Source organism: Thermomonas sp. HDW16 (assembly GCF_011302915.1).
In the GTDB taxonomy this organism is placed as follows: Bacteria; Pseudomonadota; Gammaproteobacteria; order Xanthomonadales; family Xanthomonadaceae; genus Thermomonas.
The window spans coordinates 1,135,987-1,156,382 of record NZ_CP049872.1; the positions used below are offsets into that span (position 1 = coordinate 1,135,987).

The 20,396-nt window shown below is 62.2% G+C and carries 17 protein-coding genes; 12 read left to right on the forward strand and 5 right to left on the reverse strand.

Annotated elements, in window-relative coordinates; genetic code table 11:
* The first annotated feature begins 38 nt into the window (after positions 1–38).
* Genes G7079_RS05210 through G7079_RS05225 form a run of 4 tightly spaced genes read left to right on the forward strand, consistent with a single transcriptional unit; the run spans position 39 to position 2,771 of the window.
* Complete coding sequence (locus tag G7079_RS05210; RefSeq protein WP_166056227.1) at positions 39–590, forward strand: mechanosensitive ion channel domain-containing protein; 552 nt, start codon at positions 39–41, stop codon at positions 588–590.
* On the forward strand, positions 587–1,567 hold the full coding sequence (locus G7079_RS05215; protein ID WP_166056229.1) for a Dyp-type peroxidase: 981 nt from the start codon (positions 587–589) through the stop codon (positions 1,565–1,567). The genes G7079_RS05210 and G7079_RS05215 overlap by 4 nt, the downstream gene beginning before the upstream one ends.
* Positions 1,564–2,469 carry a DnaJ C-terminal domain-containing protein gene (locus G7079_RS05220; RefSeq protein WP_166056231.1) on the forward strand — a complete coding sequence of 302 codons (906 nt, stop codon included), beginning with the start codon at positions 1,564–1,566 and terminating at the stop codon, positions 2,467–2,469. The genes G7079_RS05215 and G7079_RS05220 overlap by 4 nt, the downstream gene beginning before the upstream one ends.
* On the forward strand, positions 2,466–2,771 hold the full coding sequence (locus G7079_RS05225) for a chaperone modulator CbpM (protein WP_166056232.1): 306 nt from the start codon (positions 2,466–2,468) through the stop codon (positions 2,769–2,771). Before G7079_RS05220 ends, G7079_RS05225 begins: the two co-directional genes overlap by 4 nt.
* A 291-nt stretch (positions 2,772–3,062) precedes the next feature.
* Here the strand turns inward: G7079_RS05225 and G7079_RS05230 are convergent, their stop codons facing one another.
* The 5 genes from G7079_RS05230 to G7079_RS05250 all read right to left on the reverse strand — a co-directional run bounded on the left by G7079_RS05230 (position 3,063) and on the right by G7079_RS05250 (position 9,973).
* Positions 3,063–3,992, reverse strand: coding sequence for a hypothetical protein (locus G7079_RS05230; protein WP_166056234.1), 930 nt, complete (start codon positions 3,990–3,992; stop codon positions 3,063–3,065).
* Between the two features lie 67 nt (positions 3,993–4,059).
* Positions 4,060–4,650, reverse strand: coding sequence for a hypothetical protein (locus tag G7079_RS05235; protein ID WP_166056236.1), 591 nt, complete (start codon positions 4,648–4,650; stop codon positions 4,060–4,062).
* A 130-nt stretch (positions 4,651–4,780) separates the two neighbouring features.
* A complete protein-coding gene (locus tag G7079_RS05240) occupies positions 4,781–6,745 on the reverse strand; it encodes a tetratricopeptide repeat protein (protein ID WP_166056238.1) in 1,965 nt (654 codons plus the stop codon).
* Between the two features lie 1,077 nt (positions 6,746–7,822).
* Positions 7,823–8,983, reverse strand: coding sequence for an IS30 family transposase (locus G7079_RS05245; protein ID WP_166054920.1), 1,161 nt, complete (start codon positions 8,981–8,983; stop codon positions 7,823–7,825).
* A 72-nt stretch (positions 8,984–9,055) separates the two neighbouring features.
* Positions 9,056–9,973, reverse strand: a complete 918-nt coding sequence (locus G7079_RS05250; RefSeq protein ID WP_166056240.1) for an AraC family transcriptional regulator — start codon at positions 9,971–9,973, stop codon at positions 9,056–9,058.
* A 117-nt stretch (positions 9,974–10,090) separates the two neighbouring features.
* Here G7079_RS05250 and G7079_RS05255 point away from each other — a divergent pair, with 117 nt between their 5' ends.
* From G7079_RS05255 to G7079_RS05290, 8 genes are all read left to right on the forward strand, one after another.
* Entirely contained in the window at positions 10,091–10,783 is a 693-nt protein-coding gene (locus tag G7079_RS05255; protein ID WP_166056242.1) for an alpha/beta hydrolase, read from the forward strand.
* A 599-nt stretch (positions 10,784–11,382) separates the two neighbouring features.
* Positions 11,383–11,745, forward strand: coding sequence for a hypothetical protein (locus G7079_RS05260; RefSeq protein ID WP_166056244.1), 363 nt, complete (start codon positions 11,383–11,385; stop codon positions 11,743–11,745).
* Between the two features lie 67 nt (positions 11,746–11,812).
* Positions 11,813–13,081: a TolC family protein gene (locus G7079_RS05265; RefSeq protein WP_166056246.1), complete on the forward strand. Its 1,269-nt coding sequence runs from the start codon at positions 11,813–11,815 to the stop codon at positions 13,079–13,081.
* Positions 13,078–14,316, forward strand: coding sequence for an efflux RND transporter periplasmic adaptor subunit (locus tag G7079_RS05270; RefSeq protein ID WP_166056248.1), 1,239 nt, complete (start codon positions 13,078–13,080; stop codon positions 14,314–14,316). The genes G7079_RS05265 and G7079_RS05270 overlap by 4 nt, the downstream gene beginning before the upstream one ends.
* A gap of 30 nt (positions 14,317–14,346) precedes the next feature.
* Complete coding sequence (locus tag G7079_RS05275; RefSeq protein WP_166056250.1) at positions 14,347–17,460, forward strand: CusA/CzcA family heavy metal efflux RND transporter; 3,114 nt, start codon at positions 14,347–14,349, stop codon at positions 17,458–17,460.
* Positions 17,457–17,777 (forward strand): P-II family nitrogen regulator, encoded by a 321-nt coding sequence (locus G7079_RS05280; protein ID WP_166056252.1) that lies wholly within the window; start codon positions 17,457–17,459, stop codon positions 17,775–17,777. The genes G7079_RS05275 and G7079_RS05280 overlap by 4 nt, the downstream gene beginning before the upstream one ends.
* 90 nt (positions 17,778–17,867) lie before the next feature.
* Entirely contained in the window at positions 17,868–18,764 is an 897-nt protein-coding gene (locus tag G7079_RS05285; RefSeq protein ID WP_166056253.1) for a cation diffusion facilitator family transporter, read from the forward strand.
* A 130-nt stretch (positions 18,765–18,894) separates the two neighbouring features.
* Positions 18,895–20,055, forward strand: coding sequence for an IS30 family transposase (locus G7079_RS05290; protein ID WP_166054920.1), 1,161 nt, complete (start codon positions 18,895–18,897; stop codon positions 20,053–20,055).
* Positions 20,056–20,396: the final 341 nt, after the last annotated feature.

Here is a 20,396-nt window from a genome sequence, read left to right on the forward strand (position 1 = left end):
GTCGCCATCATGCCGGTTTCCGTTAACCTTCCACGGACATGTTGCTCACCGCCATCATCCAGCACGACTTGTTCGATCCCGGCACGCCTGTCGGCGCGGCCTTCTACGCCGCGCTCGCCTTGGTCGTGGCCTCGATCGTCGCCGTGCTGATCCGTCGCTTCAGTCGCCGGTTGGAGAAGCGCCTGAGCGACGTCACTGTGTTGCGCTTCGTTACATTGTTCGCGCAGATGCTGGTTTACCTGGCCGCCCTTGTGCTGTATGCGCACCTTGTGCCGGCGCTGCGAACCGTCGGCACCGCCTTGCTAGCGGGCGCTGGCGTGCTTTCGGTAGTGGCGGGCTTGGCCGCGCAGGACACGCTGGGAAACCTGATCGCCGGTTTCTCGCTGGTGCTGTCCGGCACGATCCACGAAGGTGACACCATCCGGCTGTACACCCCCGTCGGCCTTATCACCGCGCGCGTGCATGCCATTTCGCTGGGTTTCACCGTGCTCATGGACGACGACAACAACGAGGTCGTGGTGCCCAACAGCGTGATCATGACGAGCGCCATCCTGCGCGTGTCGCACCCTCCATCGCCCCCATCGCTATGACCGACAGCCCTGTCCCGCAAGCCGTTGCCAGCCCACTGACCCGCGCGGCGATCTTCCTCGTCCTCACGGTGAAACCCGATGCCGTCAGCGAAGCTGCGGTGCGCGCCTTCCTGCCGGACCTATCCGGCTTCGTGCGCTCGGTCTGCTTCCGCGACCCCGAGCGCAGCCTGTCCTGCGTGCTCGGTATCGGCGCGACGGCGTGGGACCGGCTCACCGGGCTGCCGCGCCCACCCGGTCTGCACCTCTTCGTGGAGCTGCAGGCGGGCACGCGCCACGCGGTTTCCACACCCGGCGACCTGCTGCTGCACATCCGCGCCGACCATATCGACCTGTGCTTCGAACTGGCCCGGCAAATCCGCGCGCGCCTAGGCGATGCGGTCGCCGTGGTCGACGAGGTCCACGGCTTCCGTTACTTCGACGCGCGTGATCTTCTTGGCTTCGTCGACGGCACCGAGAATCCGTCCGGCAACGAGGCGGAACAGGCCGTGCTGGTCGGCGATGAAGACCGCGCACGCGCCGGATCGAGTTACGTGATCGTGCAGAAATACCTGCACGACCTGGCCAAGTGGGAAGCGATCCCGGTCGAAGTGCAGGAGAAGATCATCGGCCGCCGCAAGCTGGACGACATCGAATTCCCGGACTCCGCCAAGGCCAGCTACGCGCACAACGTGCTGACCAGCATCCAGGACGAGGACGGCCGCGACCTGAAGATCTTGCGCGACAACATGCCGTTCGGCCGCATCGACGGCGATGAATTCGGCACTTACTTCATCGGCTACGCACGCGCACCGTCCACCATCGAGCGGATGCTACGCAACATGTTCATCGGCCTGCCCGAAGGCAACTATGACCGCCTGCTGGACGTCAGCCACCCGGTCACCGGCAATCTGTTCTTCGTGCCGACCGCGACTTTCCTGGACGATTTCCCGATGCCGGCGGGCGCCGGCGACGCAAGCAGGGAGGCCAGCACGCCATGAGCGATCCCTATGCCGTGCTGGGTGTCTCCCGCGACGCCGGCCCCGACGAGATCAAGCAGGCCTATCGCCGACTCGCTCGCAAGCTGCATCCCGATCTCAACCCGGGCGACAAGTCCGGCGAGGAGCGCTTCAAGGACGTCAACAACGCCTACCAGTTGCTGGGCGACCCGGAAAAGCGCAAGCGCTTCGACGCCGGTGAGATCGACGAGACCGGCGCCGAGCGCCCGCGCCAGCAGTACTACCGCGACTACGCCGGCTCGCCGCAGGCTGAGCGCTATGCCAGCGATGCCGGCTACGCGGACTTCGACGACGGCGAGGATCCCTTCGCCGACCTGCTGCGCCAGGCGGCGCATGCGCGCGCCAACCGCCGGGGGCAGAACCTGCACTACCGCCTGCCGGTCACGCTGGCAGATGCGATCGAAGGCGGCACGCGACGGCTGACGTTGCCGACGGGTGGCACGCTGGACGTGGCCATCCCGGCGGGCGTGGTGGACGGCCAGGTATTGCGCTTGCGCGGCAAGGGCGCGCCCGGCGCCAGCGAAGGTGGCCCGGGCGATGCCCTGATCGAGATCGAGGTGCTGCCGGATCCGCGCTTCCAGCGCGACGGGGACGACATCGCCCTGGAATTGCCGGTGTCGCTGCACGAGGCCGTGCTCGGCGGCCGCATCCGCGTACCGACACCCACCGGCGCGGTGGAGATGGGCGTGCCTGCGGGCTCGAATAGCGGCACCACGCTGCGGCTGCGCGGCAAGGGTGCGCCGCGTCGCGGCGGCGGCCGTGGCGACCAGCTGGTCCGACTCAAGATCGTCCTGCCCAAGGCGCCCGACCCCGAACTCGAACGCTTCATTTCGGGATGGGAGGCCGGCAAGGTCTTCGACCCGCGCGCGGAGGCCACGCCATGAAGACCATCGACCTGCAGGCATTTCTGCTGGATTCGCGCATCGAGCGTGTGGTGCTGGAGCGCTGGATCGCGCGTCGCTGGGTCCTATCCATCGACGACGATGGACAACCCGTCCTGACCGATGCCGACGCGGCGCGCGCATGCTTCATCCGTGACCTCACCCGTGACTTCGGCGTCAACGACGAGGGCATCGACTTGGTACTGCACCTCGTGGACCAACTGCATGGCTTGCGCAGGATGCTGGCCGATGTGCGCGTGCAACTGGATACCGTCTCGCCGGGGCAGCGCGATTCGACCGGCTGACGCCACCTCGCTGCCTGGATCAAATTCGCGAGTTGCTAGGCAGAAACCGAATCTCCTCACTCTCGCGTCATGATTTCTGGGAATAGCGGCTGGATCGAGAGCCAGCGTGGGGTGTCCGCTTTGGGTCGAGGCTGTGTAAAAACTCCCGGGTCGCACGACGAGCTTGAATTCTGCGGTTCGAGCAAGACGTTGGATGCTCAGAATCCACGGAGAGGGACGCAAAACGATCATTCTTTGATCAGTGCAGAGTTGCTCAAGAGTTTTCACACAGCCTCGGTCGAAAGCGGTCTCTCAGTCCAATAGCAGACTGATACTCCCTGCTGTCTGGACAGGTCGGCGTTCGACCGTCTCGGTCACTGTCTGGCTTTCAGTCCTGCCATCCGACCTCTTGGTCGCCACTTTGGTCACCTTGGTCCGCCTCCATATGTTTCCGGCGGGGTCCGTCTCGAGAGTGACCGAAATGGTTCCAGATACATCCTCCTTCGCCCGCTCTTGCAGGGCCGCATCCAGCGTTACCGGCTTCTGCATTATTTCGCCGACAGCGACGTCGGATTCGGCGCGAGCGCGACGGACTGTGTCAGGATTGATCTCCAATACGACAGCAAACGTCGCGCCGTCTGGTCCAGTCGATTTCCTTGCCAGGATTCCGGGGCCACTTGCCTCAGCTTCCTGGTAAGAGGCTCCCTCCCGGATACCAGCGGACCTCAGATCGAACGGTTCAATTGCTTTGATCACCGATTCCGGGTCGCATTCGATACGAAACGCATTCCACGTGAAAATCCAGTGCCCACAGGTGGCACGAGTCCATCCGGCAGCCTTGAGCCAGCCGTCGATCCGCGCTTCGAGTTCGGGGCGGTTGAGCAACTGCATCGGTCCTTTTGTCGGACGGAAAACACGCGCAGGAAATTGCCAGTTGCGCGCTCTTTCTTCTGCCGTGGCTTCCTTCGGGAGGTCGAATTCCAGCTCCAAACCATCTTCGCGCACTCCGATCACGCGCTCGAAAATGGTGTCTCGACCGCTAGAACTTCCCGATGAGCCATCGCTGGTCTCTTCGATGGTCTTGTACCTCTTGCTGATTTCGTGTTCCTCTCCGACTCTCGGCGTCCCGCGCAGCGATTCGCTGCGTGCAGCGTTGGCCGGAAAGAGCAGTGCCGCAATCGTGATCGTGAACAGCACTAGCTGCAAAATGACGTGTACCTGGCGCTTGCTTGATGTGTCCATTTATCGAGATCGGTTGCTCTAGCAAGATTGAATATTCGCAATGGTCGGACGTGGCCACCTCACGCCGTTAGGCGGGGTCATTCGTTAACCGCCCTCTAAGGAACTTCCCGGCTGCACCCTTCAGTTCGCTCCTGTCAAAAAGCTTGCCTTGGAACTGGAAGTTCCGGTCAATGCGAACGATGAGTAGTTGTTCGAAGTCCCCCTGGTTTTTGACTAGTACATGATCGCTAGTCTTCTCGGGCGAGATGGTTTTCACCTCAACAAGCTTGCCCGCAATTGTCCCGTCTGACCCTGCCGTATGAGTCTCGTGACGCCGAAGTCCGAACTTGATCTCGGCGTAGATTTCCCCGAGTTCGCCCCAGACCTGTAAATACCTGCCCGTGTTCTCGAAATGACGTGCCGCGCAGTCAATCAGATCCTGGAAGATTTCCGTCTGTTCCAAGACGCTATAGGGATAACCATCCCGACTCTGAAACGGCGCCTGTGCTTCGATCGAATCGGCATTGTCTTCCTGGGTGCCTTCAAGTTGCGAGTCCACCCACTCTCGATCGATGTATTTCATCTGCCAAGGCGCCACTCCGCAACCGGCGGCGTCTGCAATCTCGTCCGCGCTGTAGCCGAGTTCGTGCATCTCGTACAGAAAATCCCAATCGCCCATGGCCCCTCCATGTCCGACCACTGGATGGCCGGATTCCGCGGCCGGTTATACGACGTAATCCACAACTCACCAAGGGCAGCACCCTAGGGCGCTCGCAAGGGGTATCCGGATTGCCAATGACCGGGGCGGCTCAGGCTTCGACGCGGTCGAGCCATGCAAGGCGCCGCGCGTCGCTCGTGCTTTTCCTGACGGCAGTCAGTCCTTCGGGTCGCCCATACGCATGCAGCAGCAGCGGTCCGAGATCAGCCAAGGGTGACTTGGCTGCCATCAGGTCGCGGAGCAAGGCGAATGACCGTTCTTCGAATTCTCCCAACACGGTCGATCGGTAGCGTGCCGCATGGCTCATGCCGGACAGATACATCGCCCTCGGCACGGCGTAGTTCGGCCAGTGCAGCGCCATACGCAACGGCCACTCGAGCATATTGCGCTCGCCCCACATGCCTTCCCTTGACACGACTTCGTTCGCCACCAGTCCAAGCATCAGGGACTGCCCCAGTGCATCGAGGTAGGGCGGCATCTGTTCCAGCGTCGGACGTGTGTAGATCCGGTCATGGGGTTTCGTCTGGGGGGCGCCGAACTGCGGCAGAAGTCTGCCTTCAAGATCGAGCACCGCCGCCGCGAGTCCGGCTCGGTCAGTCGAGGTCACTTCTGTGGCAACAAGATCGCCCTTGGTGGTATCCCGTACACGGAGAGTTACGGTCCAGGTGTCGTCCACAACGGCGATCGAGCCCAGCACGACCATGTCGGCGAGTTCGGCAACCCGGAGGGCCGTTTCCCGCTCACCCGCATCGTCGTGCGCGCCGAACACCACCGGGCCGCCACCCATCACGACGGTCACAAGGGACTGGGCATGGGCGGTCGTCCACTCATAGGCGCTTTCGGCCAGGTAGAGCGGAATGGCGCGGGTCATGCGTCCGATGTCGTCTTCACGCTGCTCCTCGGCTTGCAGAGTGCCGTCCATCGCCTTGCCGAGCATGAGGAAGATCACCTTTCGAGCATCCGCCGGTTTGTTCGGAAACAGCCAGTCGGGATCGCGAAGCCCATACATCCAGATCGGACGATCGAAGGGCACTTGACCAATTTCGAGAGCCTGCTCGCCGATCGGTCGGGGTGGCGTCGATGCGCGCCGACGCTCCTGGTATTGGCCGGCCATCTGGTCGAGGTATTGCTTGAATGGCGGCATATTCAGGGCGTAGAGCCGATCGAGCAGTGCTTCGCCTTGATCCAGCTGTCCGATCTGCAGGTAAGCCTGCAACAGGTTGAGGCCCGCTTGCGGCGCATGGACAGCCGGATCGTAGTGTGGTGCCACCAGCTCGACGAACTCTTCGACCCGCCCGGCGTTGCCCAAGTCGCCGGAGATGGTGATCAACGTATCTCGGTCGAAAGTACCCTGTTCAAGCACCCCTCGGAACAGGGCGATTGCACCGTTCGCATCCCCGGCTGCGAGCTTGTGCCGACCCAGCATCAAATTTGCCCGCCAGCTACCCGGCAAGCTGGCGGCCCGCTGTAGTGCGGCAACGTAGGCCGCATCGCCACCTCGTTCGCGCTCGCGTGCGGCCCACCAGCCCAAACCGTTTTCCTGGTTGGGATCGAGCGTGATTGCTTTCCAGAGGGTGGCATCGGCCAGCGCGGAGTCGCCGCGCGACTCCTGGACCTTCGCCAGATTGGTCAGAATCGTGCCGGTCTCGCCGACTTTTGCAATTGCATCCCGCAGGACGCGTTCCGCCTCATCGAGCCGCTCGAGCTTCATCAGGACGATCGCGCGGATAACGTGACCACGTTCCACGAGGGGATCAATGCCCGCCAACTGTGCGGACGCCGGCTCGATCTCCTGATCGAAGCCGTCATTGAGTCCATTGAGGATGAGCTGGTACAGCGCATCGGGTTCGTTCCACTGCGCCTTGAGTTGCGGCAGCAAGACGCTGTCACGCCAGTCGGCGCGCGCGATCTGCATCTCCCGACCGTGCACGTCGTAAGCCGTAATGGTGTCGGAAGGCGGTGCGCCGGCTGGTGGGGTCACCGTGTTCCGCGTGATCTTGGTGGACTCGCTGGTCGAGGTCTTGCCGGTCAGGCTCTGAATCAGGCGTTTGAACACAACACGTCCTTATGCGCGCAATGGATTGGATTGGCGAAGTCCGCTGCCTTGGAACACATGGATGTTCGTGATTCGCATCCAACGGCGCCAGTGCGCATGGCCAGCGCGCTGGCGCGGATCAGGATCACGTCTGTCCCTGTGCAACGACTTCCTCCTGCAAGCCCACACATTCTGCCTTGCAGGATGTGCCCTGAGCGCATCTGGGCATTAGCGAAAGGGAGAACGAGTGCAGACGGGCCCATCCCGAGGTCGTTCCTTGCCAGCGCCCGCGAGGGTCGGAACGCGGGAGCAGACGCTCGTGCACGTTCGGATCGCTTTTCCAGGTACATGTACCCGGAAAATCCATCTTTCCGGTATTTATTGGGAAAGTTGAAAATTCCTGTACTAATTACCCGGATTCTTGGCGAGAACGCCAATTTTCGCGAACTTTCCCAATAAATACCGGAAAGTTCAACTTTCCGGGTTAGATAGGTTTACATGGGTGAACCGCACAGAAGGCATGGCTATAGTTGAGTGGGAATACGTATCAACCGGCAAATTTCGATTCCGCTTCCAATGTAGTAGAACGTCGGGCCATGAAGGAGCGTTTGTCGGCGCCAGGAATGCGGTGTCCAACAGGCCTTGTCAAAAAAGTCGGCCATTGGGCTATCCAAAACCGGAAAAGACTCGTTGTACGAGCCTTTTCCGCGTTCAAAAAGTCGGCCATTGAGGCAGAAAAACAGCCATTTCTGCACATGCAAATGGACACGAACGATCACCCTGTCTTATTCGCCGAAAAAAGTCGGCCATTGGTGTTCAGGAATAGCGGAAAAGACTCGTTGTACGAGCACTTTTGCGATTTCTAAAAAGTCGGCCATTGCCATGCAGAGAGCGCTCGAGAGACGACCTCCACCATCAGGCCATGGGTGTGGTCGAACTGCACCCTTCCAGTAGCCTTCCAGGTTGTCGCGCTTGGCGTTGTTGGCGTCCCGAGTATTTCGCATCGTAGGTAGAAGGCTGGCTTCCTCTCACGCCCGTACTGGAACGAGTCGATAGCCTGCAGCAACGCTCCAGGGCCGTCTGTTTCCGACGGCGGTTTCAACCGGTCAACGCAACAGCCTGTCGGTAACGCTCAATTGGCGTCTCAAAGTTCAGCGTCTTGCGTGGCCGTTCGTTCAAGCGCCTAGCCACTTCATCGAGCTGGGTCTGGGTGAAGCCTGACACGTCGATTCCCTTCGGGAAGTACTGCCGCAGCAGGCCGTTGGTGTTCTCGTTCGACCCGCGCTGCCAAGGGCTCTGCGGATCGCAGAAGTAGACCTGGATGTCCGTGGCCAAGGTGAAGCGACGATGGTCGGCCAGCTCCTTGCCGCGATCCCACGTGAGCGACTGGTACAGCTGGTTCGGCAGCTGGCGCGCATGTTCGATCAGCGCGTCAACCACCGTCCTCGTGTCCTTACGATCGACCTTCACCAGCATCACGTAGCGCGTGCTGCGCTCAACCAGCGTGGCGATCTGGCTGTTGCCGCTGCCGAACAGCAAGTCGCCTTCCCAGTGCCCGGGAACGGCCCGATCCTCGACGTCGGCGGGCCGCTCGCGGATCGACACGGTGTCGCAGATTCGGCCGTGGTCTGCCGTCTTCTGGGTGTGGTGGCGGGAACGACGCATCGCCCGCGTCCGCCGCAGGTGCTCCAGGAGCTCTTTCTTCAGCGCGCCGCGCGACTGGATGAAGAGCGTGCGGTAGATCGTCTCGTGGGACACCTGGCAGGCCGCATCATTGGGGTAGGTGCGCATCAGCCAACCGGCGATCTGCTGGGGTGACCACTGCTGTTGCAGCTTGTCAGCCACCCGTTTCGCCAGCGCAGGATGCAGCGCCAGCTTACAAGTCTTCGGACGATGCGCCCGGTCCCACGCCGCCTGATCGGCGTGGCTGGCGCGGTACCGCTCGGCGCCGCCATTACGCAGGATCTCGCGGCTGATCGTCGACGGAGCCCGGCCAAGCGTCGTTGCAATCGAGCGGATCGAATGCCCAGCCACCAGCGCCCGCGACACATCTTCGCGCTCGGCTAGGGTTAAGGCGCGGACCGACCGGCAGCGAGCCGGCGGGCGGATACCACCAGTCGCAGCAAGAATCCCGCGCACCGACGTGTGGTGTCTGTCGAACAGCCTAGCGATCTGGTGGAGTGACTCGCCCTTCTGCCAGCGGTCCCACATCAGGCCCTTCTGGGTATCGGTGTATTGAATCCGGGTTCTTCGCTTCAACCGCAACACTCCCGCTGCCTGGGCAGCTAGCCATGTGTTGCATTGATCGTATGAAACCGCCACCCAAAGCGGTCATTTCAACCTTCCGGATCCGACGAGCTGCTTCGAGTTTCTACCTGTTTTTGCGATGCGGTAGTCGGTTGGTGTGGTTCCAAATTGCCTCTTGAAGGCACGGCTGAAGGCTGGTTCGGACCCATACCCCACGCGTTCCGCGACTAGGGAGATGCGCAGCTTCGATGAAACCAGCATCTCGGCCGCCAATTGCATGCGCCAGCGGGTGAGATAGCGCATGGGTGGCTCGCCCAGTGTTTCGACGAAACGTTGGGAAAGGTTTGAGCGCGACTGGTTCAACTCGGACGCCAAGCCATCGACGCTCCAATTCCTCGCCGGCTGCGCATGCAGTAGTACGAGCGCGTGGCTTAGAACGGAGTCGTCTAATGCGCGGGCTAGACTGGTGGCCTCCGGAGATGAGGTCATCAGCCAGTGTCGCAATGACCATACGAATAATAGATCGATCAGTCGCGATAGCATCACGACGCTTCCCAGCGATGGACGATCGGCCTCCTTCCGAATCGCCGCCAGTGTTACTGACAGCCATTCCCGTGGGCTATCCGGAAAAGAGGCGGATGGCTGTCCGGCGCCCGTTACGTGTAACAAAGCGGGTAATGCGCTGACCAATAATTTGCCTGCAGGACCCTCTAATCGAAAATCGCACGTCGTCACCTTTGCCTCTGCGGCGCCGTCACCCGTGTATTCAAGCTTATGCGAGCCTCCATGCGGTAGTACGACCAAGTCGCCGGTCTGCAAAAATAGACCTTGGCGATAGCCAGATATATGCAGGCGGCAGGGAGCGCCTTCAATGAAGTGGAAACAAGCGGATACTTGTGAGAACTCCAGCGGTTGACCCACTTGCAAGGTTTGGATGGCGGCGCCTCCACCCTTGACCCGCGCGGACTCGAAGACTTCGAAGAAGGCATCGGCATTGTGCATGGGTGACCTTATGGTCGAGCTCTGGCGTTTCAGCATGGCGTTCAGGTGTTTGGGTCAGTTAAGGGCAATTGGTTGGTGATAAGTTTCATGCTGCATTCCTCAATCAGGAGAATACCGATGAGCAAGCCCGCAGTGGTTCTGGTCCATGGTTTCTGGGGCGGAGCCGCCCACTGGACCAACGTCATCCTCGAACTGAACAAGCTCGGCTATAGCGACCTCCACGCCGTCGAAAACCCGCTGACGTCGCTTGCCGACGACGCCGAACGTACGCGCAAGATGGTCGCACAAGTACAGGGCCCGGTCGTGCTGGTCGGTCACTCCTACGGCGGCGCGGTGATCAGTGAAGCCGGCAACCTGCCCAACGTTGCTGCGCTGGTGTTCATCGCTGCATTCGCACCTGATGCAGGCGAGAGCCCGGGTGCGATTACGCAGCAGCATCTGCCAGTGGCCGCAGCCAACCTAGCGCCGGACAGCGACGGCTACTTATGGCTCAAGGTCGACAAGTTCCACGAAAGTTTCTGCCAAGATCTGACGGCAGACGAAGGCTACGTCATGGCAGTTACACAGAAGGCGCCGTTGGCATCAACGTTCGGTGATAACGTCATCGAACCGGCATGGAAACACAAGCCATGCTGGTATCAAATCTCCAGCCAGGACCGGATGATCGCCCCCGAGAACCAGACGCGGATGTCCGCGCGTATGAACCCGCGTAAAGCCATCACACTCGATGCAAGCCATGCCTCGCTCGCATCGCGAGCGAAGGAGGTCGCTGCATTAATCGATGAGGCAGCCAAAGCGACAGCAGCCTAAATCCACTGAAAGAGCGGAGCTCGATGAGAGCTTCGCTCTGCGTGGGCGGAGCGTCGCCTCTTTCGCATCCGCACGGGCCAAAGCGGATATCGAGGCGGCCAGCACAGCTACAGCATTTACACCAGAGCAATCGTTTCTGGCTTCTCAACGCCGCTCTGATCGAGCAGCGCAACAAGGTCGCCTAGGGGGGCGAGCATCAATACGGACCTGCTTTACAACGTGCTGTTCCCTCTCAGTTGCAACGCGTTCAATTACATCCTCGACCAAGACGCCGATAGCGCAAGCGAAGCTCAACCCTAATCGCGCGATAAAGCGTGATCCAGGCAGGGTGCAGCGCCGCTGAAGCCCACGCAGGTCCCACACCCGCATGCTAGGGGCGAACCGCCTCGTAAGCCCATCGAATGCGACACTTTGTAGGATTCCATGTCCGCTTCTGGCCGATAGCGCCAAGTCGGAATCCGACCCGAAGCAGACACTGGGGTGGTCCGCCGCATCGCAGCCTTGAAATTGTGTAACGGTCCAGGGCGCCGGTATCTTGGCGTCTCATGTTACGCCGCCCGACATTCCCGCACGCATTCGCGCGTATGGCTCTCCTGGCCATGCTGGCGCTGAGCTTTGTGCTGCAGCCTGTGTTGGCGGCCATTGGCGAGACACACGAACTGAGCCATGCCGCTGCGATGCAGGCCGACGGTCACGTTGTCGACCAGCATGACCATGACGAGCAGGTCTCGGGCTCGGAAGATCCGGGTTATCCGGGTGCGCCCACTGACCCCGGTGAAGGCGATTCTTCATGGCATGCCGCACTCCATTTCGCGCACTGCTGTGGCCAAGTGCCGTCCACGCTGACCTCCGCGCACCTGACTGTGTCCATGCAGTTCGGTGCTGCGGCTGTACCCCAGGCTTACTCCACTCTAAGGGTGGCCAGTAGCGCCTTCGAGCCACAACGCCCACCCATCCTCTGAGCATCCGCTTCCAGCGAGTTGCATCGCGCTTTGGCGCGATGTCCGACGTTCATTCGAGGATTTTCCAATGTCTATTCCCGACATCGCGCGGCGCGCATGCGCCGTTGCGTTGCTGTTGCCTCTTGCGGCCATTGCGCAGAGTGGGCCAACAGAGCCTTCCGGCCGTGCGCCGGAACCGCTGCGCGCTGCTGTTATATCCGCGTGGACGCAGCATCCAGCCCTCCGTGCCGCCGATGCACGGCGTGCCGCCGCCAGCGCCCGGCTCGATGCGGCGCGCCGGCCGCTCTACAACCCTTCGCTTGATCTCGCGTACGACCGTGAAGGGAGTGATCGAACCGATACCTTTGGCCTGAGCATGCCGGTGGACATCAACGGCAAGCGTCGTGCGCGTTCAGATGCCGCCACCAGCCGCGTAGTGCAGTCCAATGCCGAAGCCCACGTCACCCGGCGCAATTTCGTTAGAAGTTGGCTAGGGAACTGGGCCGAGTGGCAAACCGCTGACGCGCGGGTTCGTGTCGGCGAGCGTCGTCTACAACTGCTCGGACGCTTCCAGGATCTCGCCAAGACCCAGTTTGCGGCTGGTGACATCTCCGGACTCGAGCGAGACCTTGCACAGCTGTCGAGGGCCGAGGCTCAGGCGGAACAGGCCGGCCTGCTGGCTGAGCGCGCGCAGGCTGAGGCTGGCTTACGCGCCCTTGGAAGTAATCCGGAAGCCGTTGCAACCTTGGATGTCGCGGATATGGCTCTGCCTGCTGCCAAGCTCACTGATGCCGATGTCGACCGGCTACCGGATGTCCAAGCAGCTTATGCGGCAGCAGATGCGGCCGCTCGCGACATCGAGGTCGCCAAGCGGAACCGTCTCGGGGATCCGGTCGTCGGCTTCAACACCGGCCGACTTCGCCTGCCTGGCGGTGTGAGCGACACCGTGCTCGGTGTCTCGATCAGCATTCCGCTCAACATTCGCAATGGCTATCGCGCCGAAGTCCGCGCGGCTCAGGCCGAGGCTAACGTCGCTCGTGCCGAGGCCGATCAACTACGCCTTGCCGTCGTATCCAACCAGACACGTGCGGTCGAGAGCTATCGGGCAGCGAAGGCGGCGTGGGAGGCGTGGCAGGCGAGCCGAGGCACTGATGTCGAACGTCGTGCATTCCTTCTGGAACGCTCTTGGCGGGAAGGTGAGCTGTCGACGACGGACTACTTGCTGCAACTCAATCAGACCCTCGACACACAACAGGCCGGGGCTGCGCTGCAGGCGCAGGTCTGGAAGACGTACGTCGACTACTTGGATGCCGCCGGCCAGCTCGAGCGCTGGGTCGGCCTGGAGGCCAACCCGTGAACACAGATACGAATAAAGAAATTGGCACGACTGCAGCCGAACGACCTCTGGTCACAACCCCGCGGTCGATTGCCTTAGCGCTTGCGTTGTCCCTCGGGCTGTCCGCCTGCGGCAAGCAAGAAACGGGGAGCGAGCAAGGTACGGGCGGTTCGTCTGAGGCGGTTGCCAAGGTAGCTGGAGCAGAGGAACCAGAAGGTCGGCCCGAGGGAAGTGAGGAAGCGGCTGGGGAGCTGAAGCTCGACGCCGCGACCCTGACGCAGATGGGTGTCGAAGTGCAGCCAATCGGTTCGGGCTCGATCAGCGAAGAGCTGCGTGCACCTGGCGAGGTGATCGATAGTGCCTACGGCACCACGCTCGTGACGCCCCGCGTGGTATCGCTGGTGGTCCGCCGCCACGCGAAGTTGGGCGACGAAGTTCGCCGGGGCGCGCCCCTTGTCACTCTGTCGAGCGTCGACGTCGCCAACGCTCAGGCTGATTTGCGCATTGCCGAACAGGAATCGCGGCGTGTCTCCGCGCTCGGGCGCGAAGCCGTCTCGGGTCGTCGGATCAGCGAGGCCCAAGTTGCAGTTGACCGCGCCCGTGCCGTCGCGCGTGCCTACGGACTTCCCGGCACGGCGCCCGGTGGCGCGAATGGCGAGTTCACCCTGACGGCGCCGCACGCCGGACGCATTACCGAGGACGAGTTCGTAGTGGGCGAGCGCATCGAGCCGGGCAAGGCTCTGTTCCGTTTGGTCGACGAGTCGACCGTCTGGATCGACGCCAAGTTACCTGCAGGGAGCGTGTCCCGCATCAACCCCGGCAGCAATGCCACGGTGGTCTTCAATGGGCAGCGGTTGGACGCGAAGGTCCTGCGGTCGGCGCACCGCACCTCGGATGCGACCCGCAATGCATCGGTTCGGCTCGAGGTTCGCAACCGGGACGACGTGCTGCATGGCGGCGACTTCGTCGAAATCTTGTTCGATGCGCCAGCAGGGTCGCGAGACGCAAGTCCGGCAGCGACCCGCCTGTCCGTTCCCAGCGAAGCCCTAGTGCAGTTGCAGGGCGACACAATCGTCTTCCGTCGCGATGCCGATGGTGGCCTCGTGTCGGTGCCGGTGCGGACCGGCGAGGTCGTAGGGGGCCGCACGCAGATCCTAGACGGCTTGAAGCCGGGCGACCAGGTGGTGGTCAAAGGTGCCTTCGCCCTGAAGTCCCAACTCCTGAAGGAAGAGATGGGAGGCGGCCATGGGCATTGATCGCCCCGTAAGTCATGGGGGAGATATCCCATGTTGAATCGCCTCGTTGAAGTCTCACTACGCTACAAGTTCCTTGTCCTGATCGTGTTTCTGGTCATCGCGTTCCTCGGGATCAGCGCGGTTCGCTCGGTGCCCATCGACGCCTTTCCGGATGTCACGCCCGCCCAGGTCAACGTCTACACCGAATCCCCCGGTCTCGCGGCGGAGGACGTCGAGCAGTTGCTGACCACGCCGGTGGAGTCGGCGCTGGCCGGTTTGCCGAAGGTGCAGGAAATCCGTTCGGTCAGTCTGTTCGGCCTGTCCTACGTCTCGGTGTACTTCGAAGACGACATGGACATCTACTTCGCTCGACAACTCGTCAATGAACGCCTGCAGGAAATCGGCGATCGCCTGCCAGAGGGCTACGGCACCCCGAGCATGGGGCCCAATGCCTCGGGTCTCGGGCAGGTCTATTGGTACACCGTCGAACGCGCACCAGGCGTCAGCAAGGAGCAGGTTAGCGACATGGACCTGCGGACATGGCAGGAGTGGACTGTCCGGCTGATCCTGCGCACGGGCCAGGGCGTCGACGACGTCACATCCTGGGGTGGTGGCGAGCGCCAGTACCAAGTGCAGATCGATCCGCAGAAGCTCTACGCGCGCGGCCTCGGGTTCAAGGACGTCATCGAGGCATTGCCCGCGAACAACGGCCAGGTCGGTGGCAACACCATGGACGTGGGACGCGAGCAGTTCCTTGTCCGTGGTCTTGGATTGCTGAAGTCGACTGATGACATCGGTGAGATCGTGCTTAAGGCCGAGGATGGGGTGCCGGTCTACCTACGCGACGTCGCGACGGTGACAGAGGCCGCCGCGCCGCGTTTCGGAGCAGTGACGCATGATGGCGAGGAGGTCGTTCTCGGCATGGCACTCGCGCGCATCGGCGAGAACGCCAAGAACGTGGTTGAGGCGGTCAAGGCCAAGGTCGACACAGCGCGCGCGGCCTTGCCGGAGGGCATGGTGCTGAAGCCGGTCTACGAGCGCACCGACCTGGTCAATAAGGCGGTCGGCACCGCGACCCGCGCGCTGGTCGAGGGTTCAATCCTCGTGGCCATCGTCCTGTTCCTGTTCCTCGGCGAACTGCGCTCGGCGATCGTCGTGATCGTCACCTTGCCACTGGCGATGCTCATCGCGTTCATCGGCATGGGCCAGGCGGGGCTGTCAGCCAACCTCATGTCACTCGCGGGGCTGGCGATCGGTATCGGGATGATGGTGGACGGCGCGGTGGTGATGGTCGAGAACGCGTTCCGGATCATGGCCGAGCGCCTGGAGCATGGCGAGAAAGTCGACCGCACCAGCGCGGTGCTGGCCGCGGCCAAGGAAGTCGCGAACCCGATTGCCTTCGCGATCATCATCATCATCGTGGTGTTCCTGCCGCTGTTCTCGTTGGAAGGGCTCGAAGGCAAGATGTTCAAGCCGATGGCCTTCAACATCGCCTTCGCGATGGCGGGCTCGCTGATCCTGAGCTTGACGCTAATCCCGGTGCTCGCTTCGCTGATCCTGAAGCCGAAGCCGGAACGAGACACATGGCTCGTGGCGCGGGTGAAGCGCGTCTATCAGTCGTTGCTGCAAAAGGCCTTGGCGAGGAAGAAGGTCGTGGTGGTCACCGCCGTGACCGCGCTGGTGGCTGGCCTCGCCATCTTTCCATTCCTGGGCAAGGAGTTCATGCCGCAGTTGCAGGAAGGGTCGATTATGTGGCGCGTCACCGGGATTCCCTCTACTTCGCTCGACGAATCCATTCGCACCAGCAAGATCATCGCCGATGCCTTCAAGAAGTTCCCGGAGGTGGACAGCACGCTCGCGATGATCGGTCGCGCGGAGAAGGGCGAGACTGCTGACGTCAACTACATGGAGATTTATACCGCGCTCAAGCCGCAGGACGAGTGGTCGGGCGACCGCGACATCAAGCAGCTCGAGGAAGCCATGCAGGAGACGCTCGAAAAAGTCGTTCCGAACGTGGTCCCAGCCTACACCCAGCCGATCCAGATGCGGGTGGAGGAGCTGATCTCCGGTGTGCGGGCCACCCTGGCGCTCAAGTTGTATGGCACCGATCTTGGAGAACTGGATCGCCTCAGCACGGCATTGAAGGACGTACTCGGAAGCGTGCAGGGCGTGGCAGACCTGTCGCTGGAAGCCAACATCGGCAAGCCGCAGATCCGCATCTCGGTCAATCGCGACGAGATGGCCCGGCATGGGATGAATGCCGAGGACGTGCTGACCATCGTGCGCAACGGATTGGGCGGAGAGCCCGTGAGCGTCCTACTCGATGGCGTGCGGCGCTTCGACATCGCGGTGCGGCTGGATGACCAGGTGCGCACCAATGTCGAATCGCTGCGACGCATCCCGCTCAGGACCGCGACCGGTGCGATCGTGCCCTTGTCGGAGGTCGCCACCATCGAAGTGGGCGAAGGCTATTCATTCGTCCGACGCGAACAGTTGCAGCGCTATGCAGTGATCCAGATGGACGTTCGCGGACGCGACATCGACGGCTTCGTCCGCGATGCCAACGCTGCGATCGCCCAGAAGGTGAAGCTTCCGGCCGGCTACTGGATCGAATGGGGTGGCGCGTTCGAGAACCAGCAGCGCGCTCTCGCCAAGCTCGCGGTAATCGTCCCCATCACGATCTTCTTCATCTTCGTGCTGCTCTACACCGCCTTCAACTCGATCAAGTACGCGGCGCTGATCCTCGCCAATGTGCCCTTCGCCACGATTGGGGGCCTTGTCGCACTTGCCCTCACCGGGCAATACCTGTCGGTGCCGTCCGCCATCGGGTTCATCGCGGTGTTCGGTGTAGCGATGCTCAACGGCATCGTGCTGGTCAGCGTCCTCAACGAGCTGCGGGACAAGGGGCTGTCGGTGCGAGACGCCGTGGTGCAGGGGACGGCGCTGCGATTACGCCCGGTACTGATGACCGCGAGCGTAGCGATCCTGGGCCTGGTGCCGATGCTGCTGTCGAGCGGCGTGGGTGCTGAGACTCAGCGACCGCTTGCCACCGTCGTGGTGGGTGGCCTGATCAGCTCCACGCTGTTGACGCTGATCCTGCTGCCTGTTCTGTATGAGTGGCTCGAACTGCGGGCCGAACGCCAATCCAAGGAGTCGACACCATGAAGCAGATCAAGGCATTCGTGCACCGCACCCGAGTCGCCGACCTCATCCATGCCCTCGACGCCGCGGGCTTCGGTCGCGTCAGTCTGTTCGACGTCAAGGCCACGCTGCGCGCGCTCAGCGCGCGGGAGCAGGAGTATTCGGTCGAACTTGGCGACAAGGTGTTCAGCGAAGTTCAAGTGGAGGTGTTCTGCGACGCCGCCGACGTCAGCCGCGCCACCGACGTGATCCGCAAGGCCGGACGCTCAGGTCATCGCGATGATGGCTGGATCTACGTCAGTCCGATCGAACAAGCGATTCCGCTCACCCCAAGGCTGTAAGCGGAAGCCCCGGTCCGGCGCGCACTGGCGTCGCCGGGTCTGGAATCGAAACCACGCCGCGTCAATCGACGCGGCCACGAGGAGAGCAGCATGGGTGCGGGACACGATCACGGCACGAGCGAAATCCAGCACGAACGCCCGCTCTGGTGGGCACTCGGGCTGACGGCCACCTTCCTGGTCGCCGAAGTCATCGGCGGGTTGGTCACCAACAGCCTGGCATTGCTGTCCGATGCCGCACATATGATGACGGACGTCATCGCGCTCGGGGTTTCGCTGTTCGCCGTGAGGCTCAGCCGCCGGCCTGCCGATGCACGGCGGACCTACGGGTACGCACGAATGGAGGCCATTGGCGCGATCATAAACGGCGGCCTGCTGTTCCTGGTCGCCGGCTACATCCTCTGGGAGGCAGTCGGCCGGTTCCGCGAACCGCCGGAGGTCGCGTCGACCGGCATGTTGGTTGTAGCGGTCATCGGTCTGGTGGTGAACCTGATCTCCATGAAGCTGCTGAAGGCGGGAAGCGGAACGAGCCTCAACGTCAAGGGCGCATACCTCGAAGTGTGGGCCGATATGCTCGGGTCCATCGGCGTCATCGTCGGCGCGCTTGTGATCGGTTTCACCGGCTGGACCATCGCCGACCCGATCATTGCCGTGTTGATCGGGCTTTGGGTGCTGCCCCGCACGTGGACACTACTCCGGCAAGCGGGACACGTCCTGATGCAGGGTGTGCCGGATGGAATCGATCTCGATGAGATACGCAGCGCATTCCTGGGCCACGAGGGAGTGAAGGACGTGCATCACCTCCACGTCTGGGCACTTGCATCCAAGGAGGCGGTGCTCACAACCCATGTCGTGACCGGCGACGGCACGGCCGCGAATGGCGACTCGCTGCGCGCTGGGCTCGTTGCGATGCTGGACGAGCGCTTCGGGATCGAGCACTCAACGATCCAGGTGGAAGCTGAAGCGTGTCACGACCGTGAGCATAGGTAGCACCTATCTAGAGGCCGTAACCCGCTGGGTGGGCACGACGCTTCAGATACTCGAACGACCGCTTCTGGCGGCGGTTTCATACGATCAATGCAACACATGGCTAGCTGCCCAGGCAGCGGGAGTGTTGCGGTTGAAGCGAAGAACCCGGATTCAATACACCGATACCCAGAAGGGCCTGATGTGGGACCGCTGGCAGAAGGGCGAGTCACTCCACCAGATCGCTAGGCTGTTCGACAGACACCACACGTCGGTGCGCGGGATTCTTGCTGCGACTGGTGGTATCCGCCCGCCGGCTCGCTGCCGGTCGGTCCGCGCCTTAACCCTAGCCGAGCGCGAAGATGTGTCGCGGGCGCTGGTGGCTGGGCATTCGATCCGCTCGATTGCAACGACGCTTGGCCGGGCTCCGTCGACGATCAGCCGCGAGATCCTGCGTAATGGCGGCGCCGAGCGGTACCGCGCCAGCCACGCCGATCAGGCGGCGTGGGACCGGGCGCATCGTCCGAAGACTTGTAAGCTGGCGCTGCATCCTGCGCTGGCGAAACGGGTGGCTGACAAGCTGCAACAGCAGTGGTCACCCCAGCAGATCGCCGGTTGGCTGATGCGCACCTACCCCAATGATGCGGCCTGCCAGGTGTCCCACGAGACGATCTACCGCACGCTCTTCATCCAGTCGCGCGGCGCGCTGAAGAAAGAGCTCCTGGAGCACCTGCGGCGGACGCGGGCGATGCGTCGTTCCCGCCACCACACCCAGAAGACGGCAGACCACGGCCGAATCTGCGACACCGTGTCGATCCGCGAGCGGCCCGCCGACGTCGAGGATCGGGCCGTTCCCGGGCACTGGGAAGGCGACTTGCTGTTCGGCAGCGGCAACAGCCAGATCGCCACGCTGGTTGAGCGCAGCACGCGCTACGTGATGCTGGTGAAGGTCGATCGTAAGGACACGAGGACGGTGGTTGACGCGCTGATCGAACATGCGCGCCAGCTGCCGAACCAGCTGTACCAGTCGCTCACGTGGGATCGCGGCAAGGAGCTGGCCGACCATCGTCGCTTCACCTTGGCCACGGACATCCAGGTCTACTTCTGCGATCCGCAGAGCCCTTGGCAGCGCGGGTCGAACGAGAACACCAACGGCCTGCTGCGGCAGTACTTCCCGAAGGGAATCGACGTGTCAGGCTTCACCCAGACCCAGCTCGATGAAGTGGCTAGGCGCTTGAACGAACGGCCACGCAAGACGCTGAACTTTGAGACGCCAATTGAGCGTTACCGACAGGCTGTTGCGTTGACCGGTTGAAACCGCCGCCGTTAGCGGCCTTTATGGTTTGGTCGACGTGTGCGGGCTATGAGATTTCAGCCCTTGCACGAATGCTTCGATTTCATGCGAGTGCCAGCCAGACGCCCTCCCAGTCAATTTAACTGGGGGCGGGAAGTCGCCGCTTCTCACCATCTTATAGATGGTCGATCGCGCCAAACCCAGTTGCGCAGTGAGATCGTTCATCCGAAGGATCGTTGGCGATGTCATTGGATTACCTCCCTCATCTGTGACAACGAGCTTAGCTAAGTCTGACCGAACGAAATGCCGTATCGGTCGTCGAAAATCCCCATCGATCAGGGGTAAACACGGGGTAGCACGTT

What these genes read in the sequence shown, in the direction of transcription:
- G7079_RS05210 (WP_166056227.1), top strand. Translation starts at nt 39, where the DNA reads ATGTTGCTCACCGCCATCATCCAGCACGACTTGTTCGATCCCGGCACG.
- G7079_RS05215 (WP_166056229.1), top strand. Translation starts at nt 587, where the DNA reads ATGACCGACAGCCCTGTCCCGCAAGCCGTTGCCAGCCCACTGACCCGC.
- G7079_RS05220 (WP_166056231.1), top strand. Translation starts at nt 1,564, where the DNA reads ATGAGCGATCCCTATGCCGTGCTGGGTGTCTCCCGCGACGCCGGCCCC.
- G7079_RS05225 (WP_166056232.1), top strand. Translation starts at nt 2,466, where the DNA reads ATGAAGACCATCGACCTGCAGGCATTTCTGCTGGATTCGCGCATCGAG.
- G7079_RS05230 (WP_166056234.1), bottom strand. Translation starts at nt 3,992, where the DNA reads ATGGACACATCAAGCAAGCGCCAGGTACACGTCATTTTGCAGCTAGTG.
- G7079_RS05235 (WP_166056236.1), bottom strand. Translation starts at nt 4,650, where the DNA reads ATGGGCGATTGGGATTTTCTGTACGAGATGCACGAACTCGGCTACAGC.
- G7079_RS05250 (WP_166056240.1), bottom strand. Translation starts at nt 9,973, where the DNA reads ATGCACAATGCCGATGCCTTCTTCGAAGTCTTCGAGTCCGCGCGGGTC.
- G7079_RS05255 (WP_166056242.1), top strand. Translation starts at nt 10,091, where the DNA reads ATGAGCAAGCCCGCAGTGGTTCTGGTCCATGGTTTCTGGGGCGGAGCC.
- G7079_RS05260 (WP_166056244.1), top strand. Translation starts at nt 11,383, where the DNA reads ATGCTGGCGCTGAGCTTTGTGCTGCAGCCTGTGTTGGCGGCCATTGGC.
- G7079_RS05265 (WP_166056246.1), top strand. Translation starts at nt 11,813, where the DNA reads ATGTCTATTCCCGACATCGCGCGGCGCGCATGCGCCGTTGCGTTGCTG.
- G7079_RS05275 (WP_166056250.1), top strand. Translation starts at nt 14,347, where the DNA reads ATGTTGAATCGCCTCGTTGAAGTCTCACTACGCTACAAGTTCCTTGTC.
- G7079_RS05280 (WP_166056252.1), top strand. Translation starts at nt 17,457, where the DNA reads ATGAAGCAGATCAAGGCATTCGTGCACCGCACCCGAGTCGCCGACCTC.
- G7079_RS05285 (WP_166056253.1), top strand. Translation starts at nt 17,868, where the DNA reads ATGGGTGCGGGACACGATCACGGCACGAGCGAAATCCAGCACGAACGC.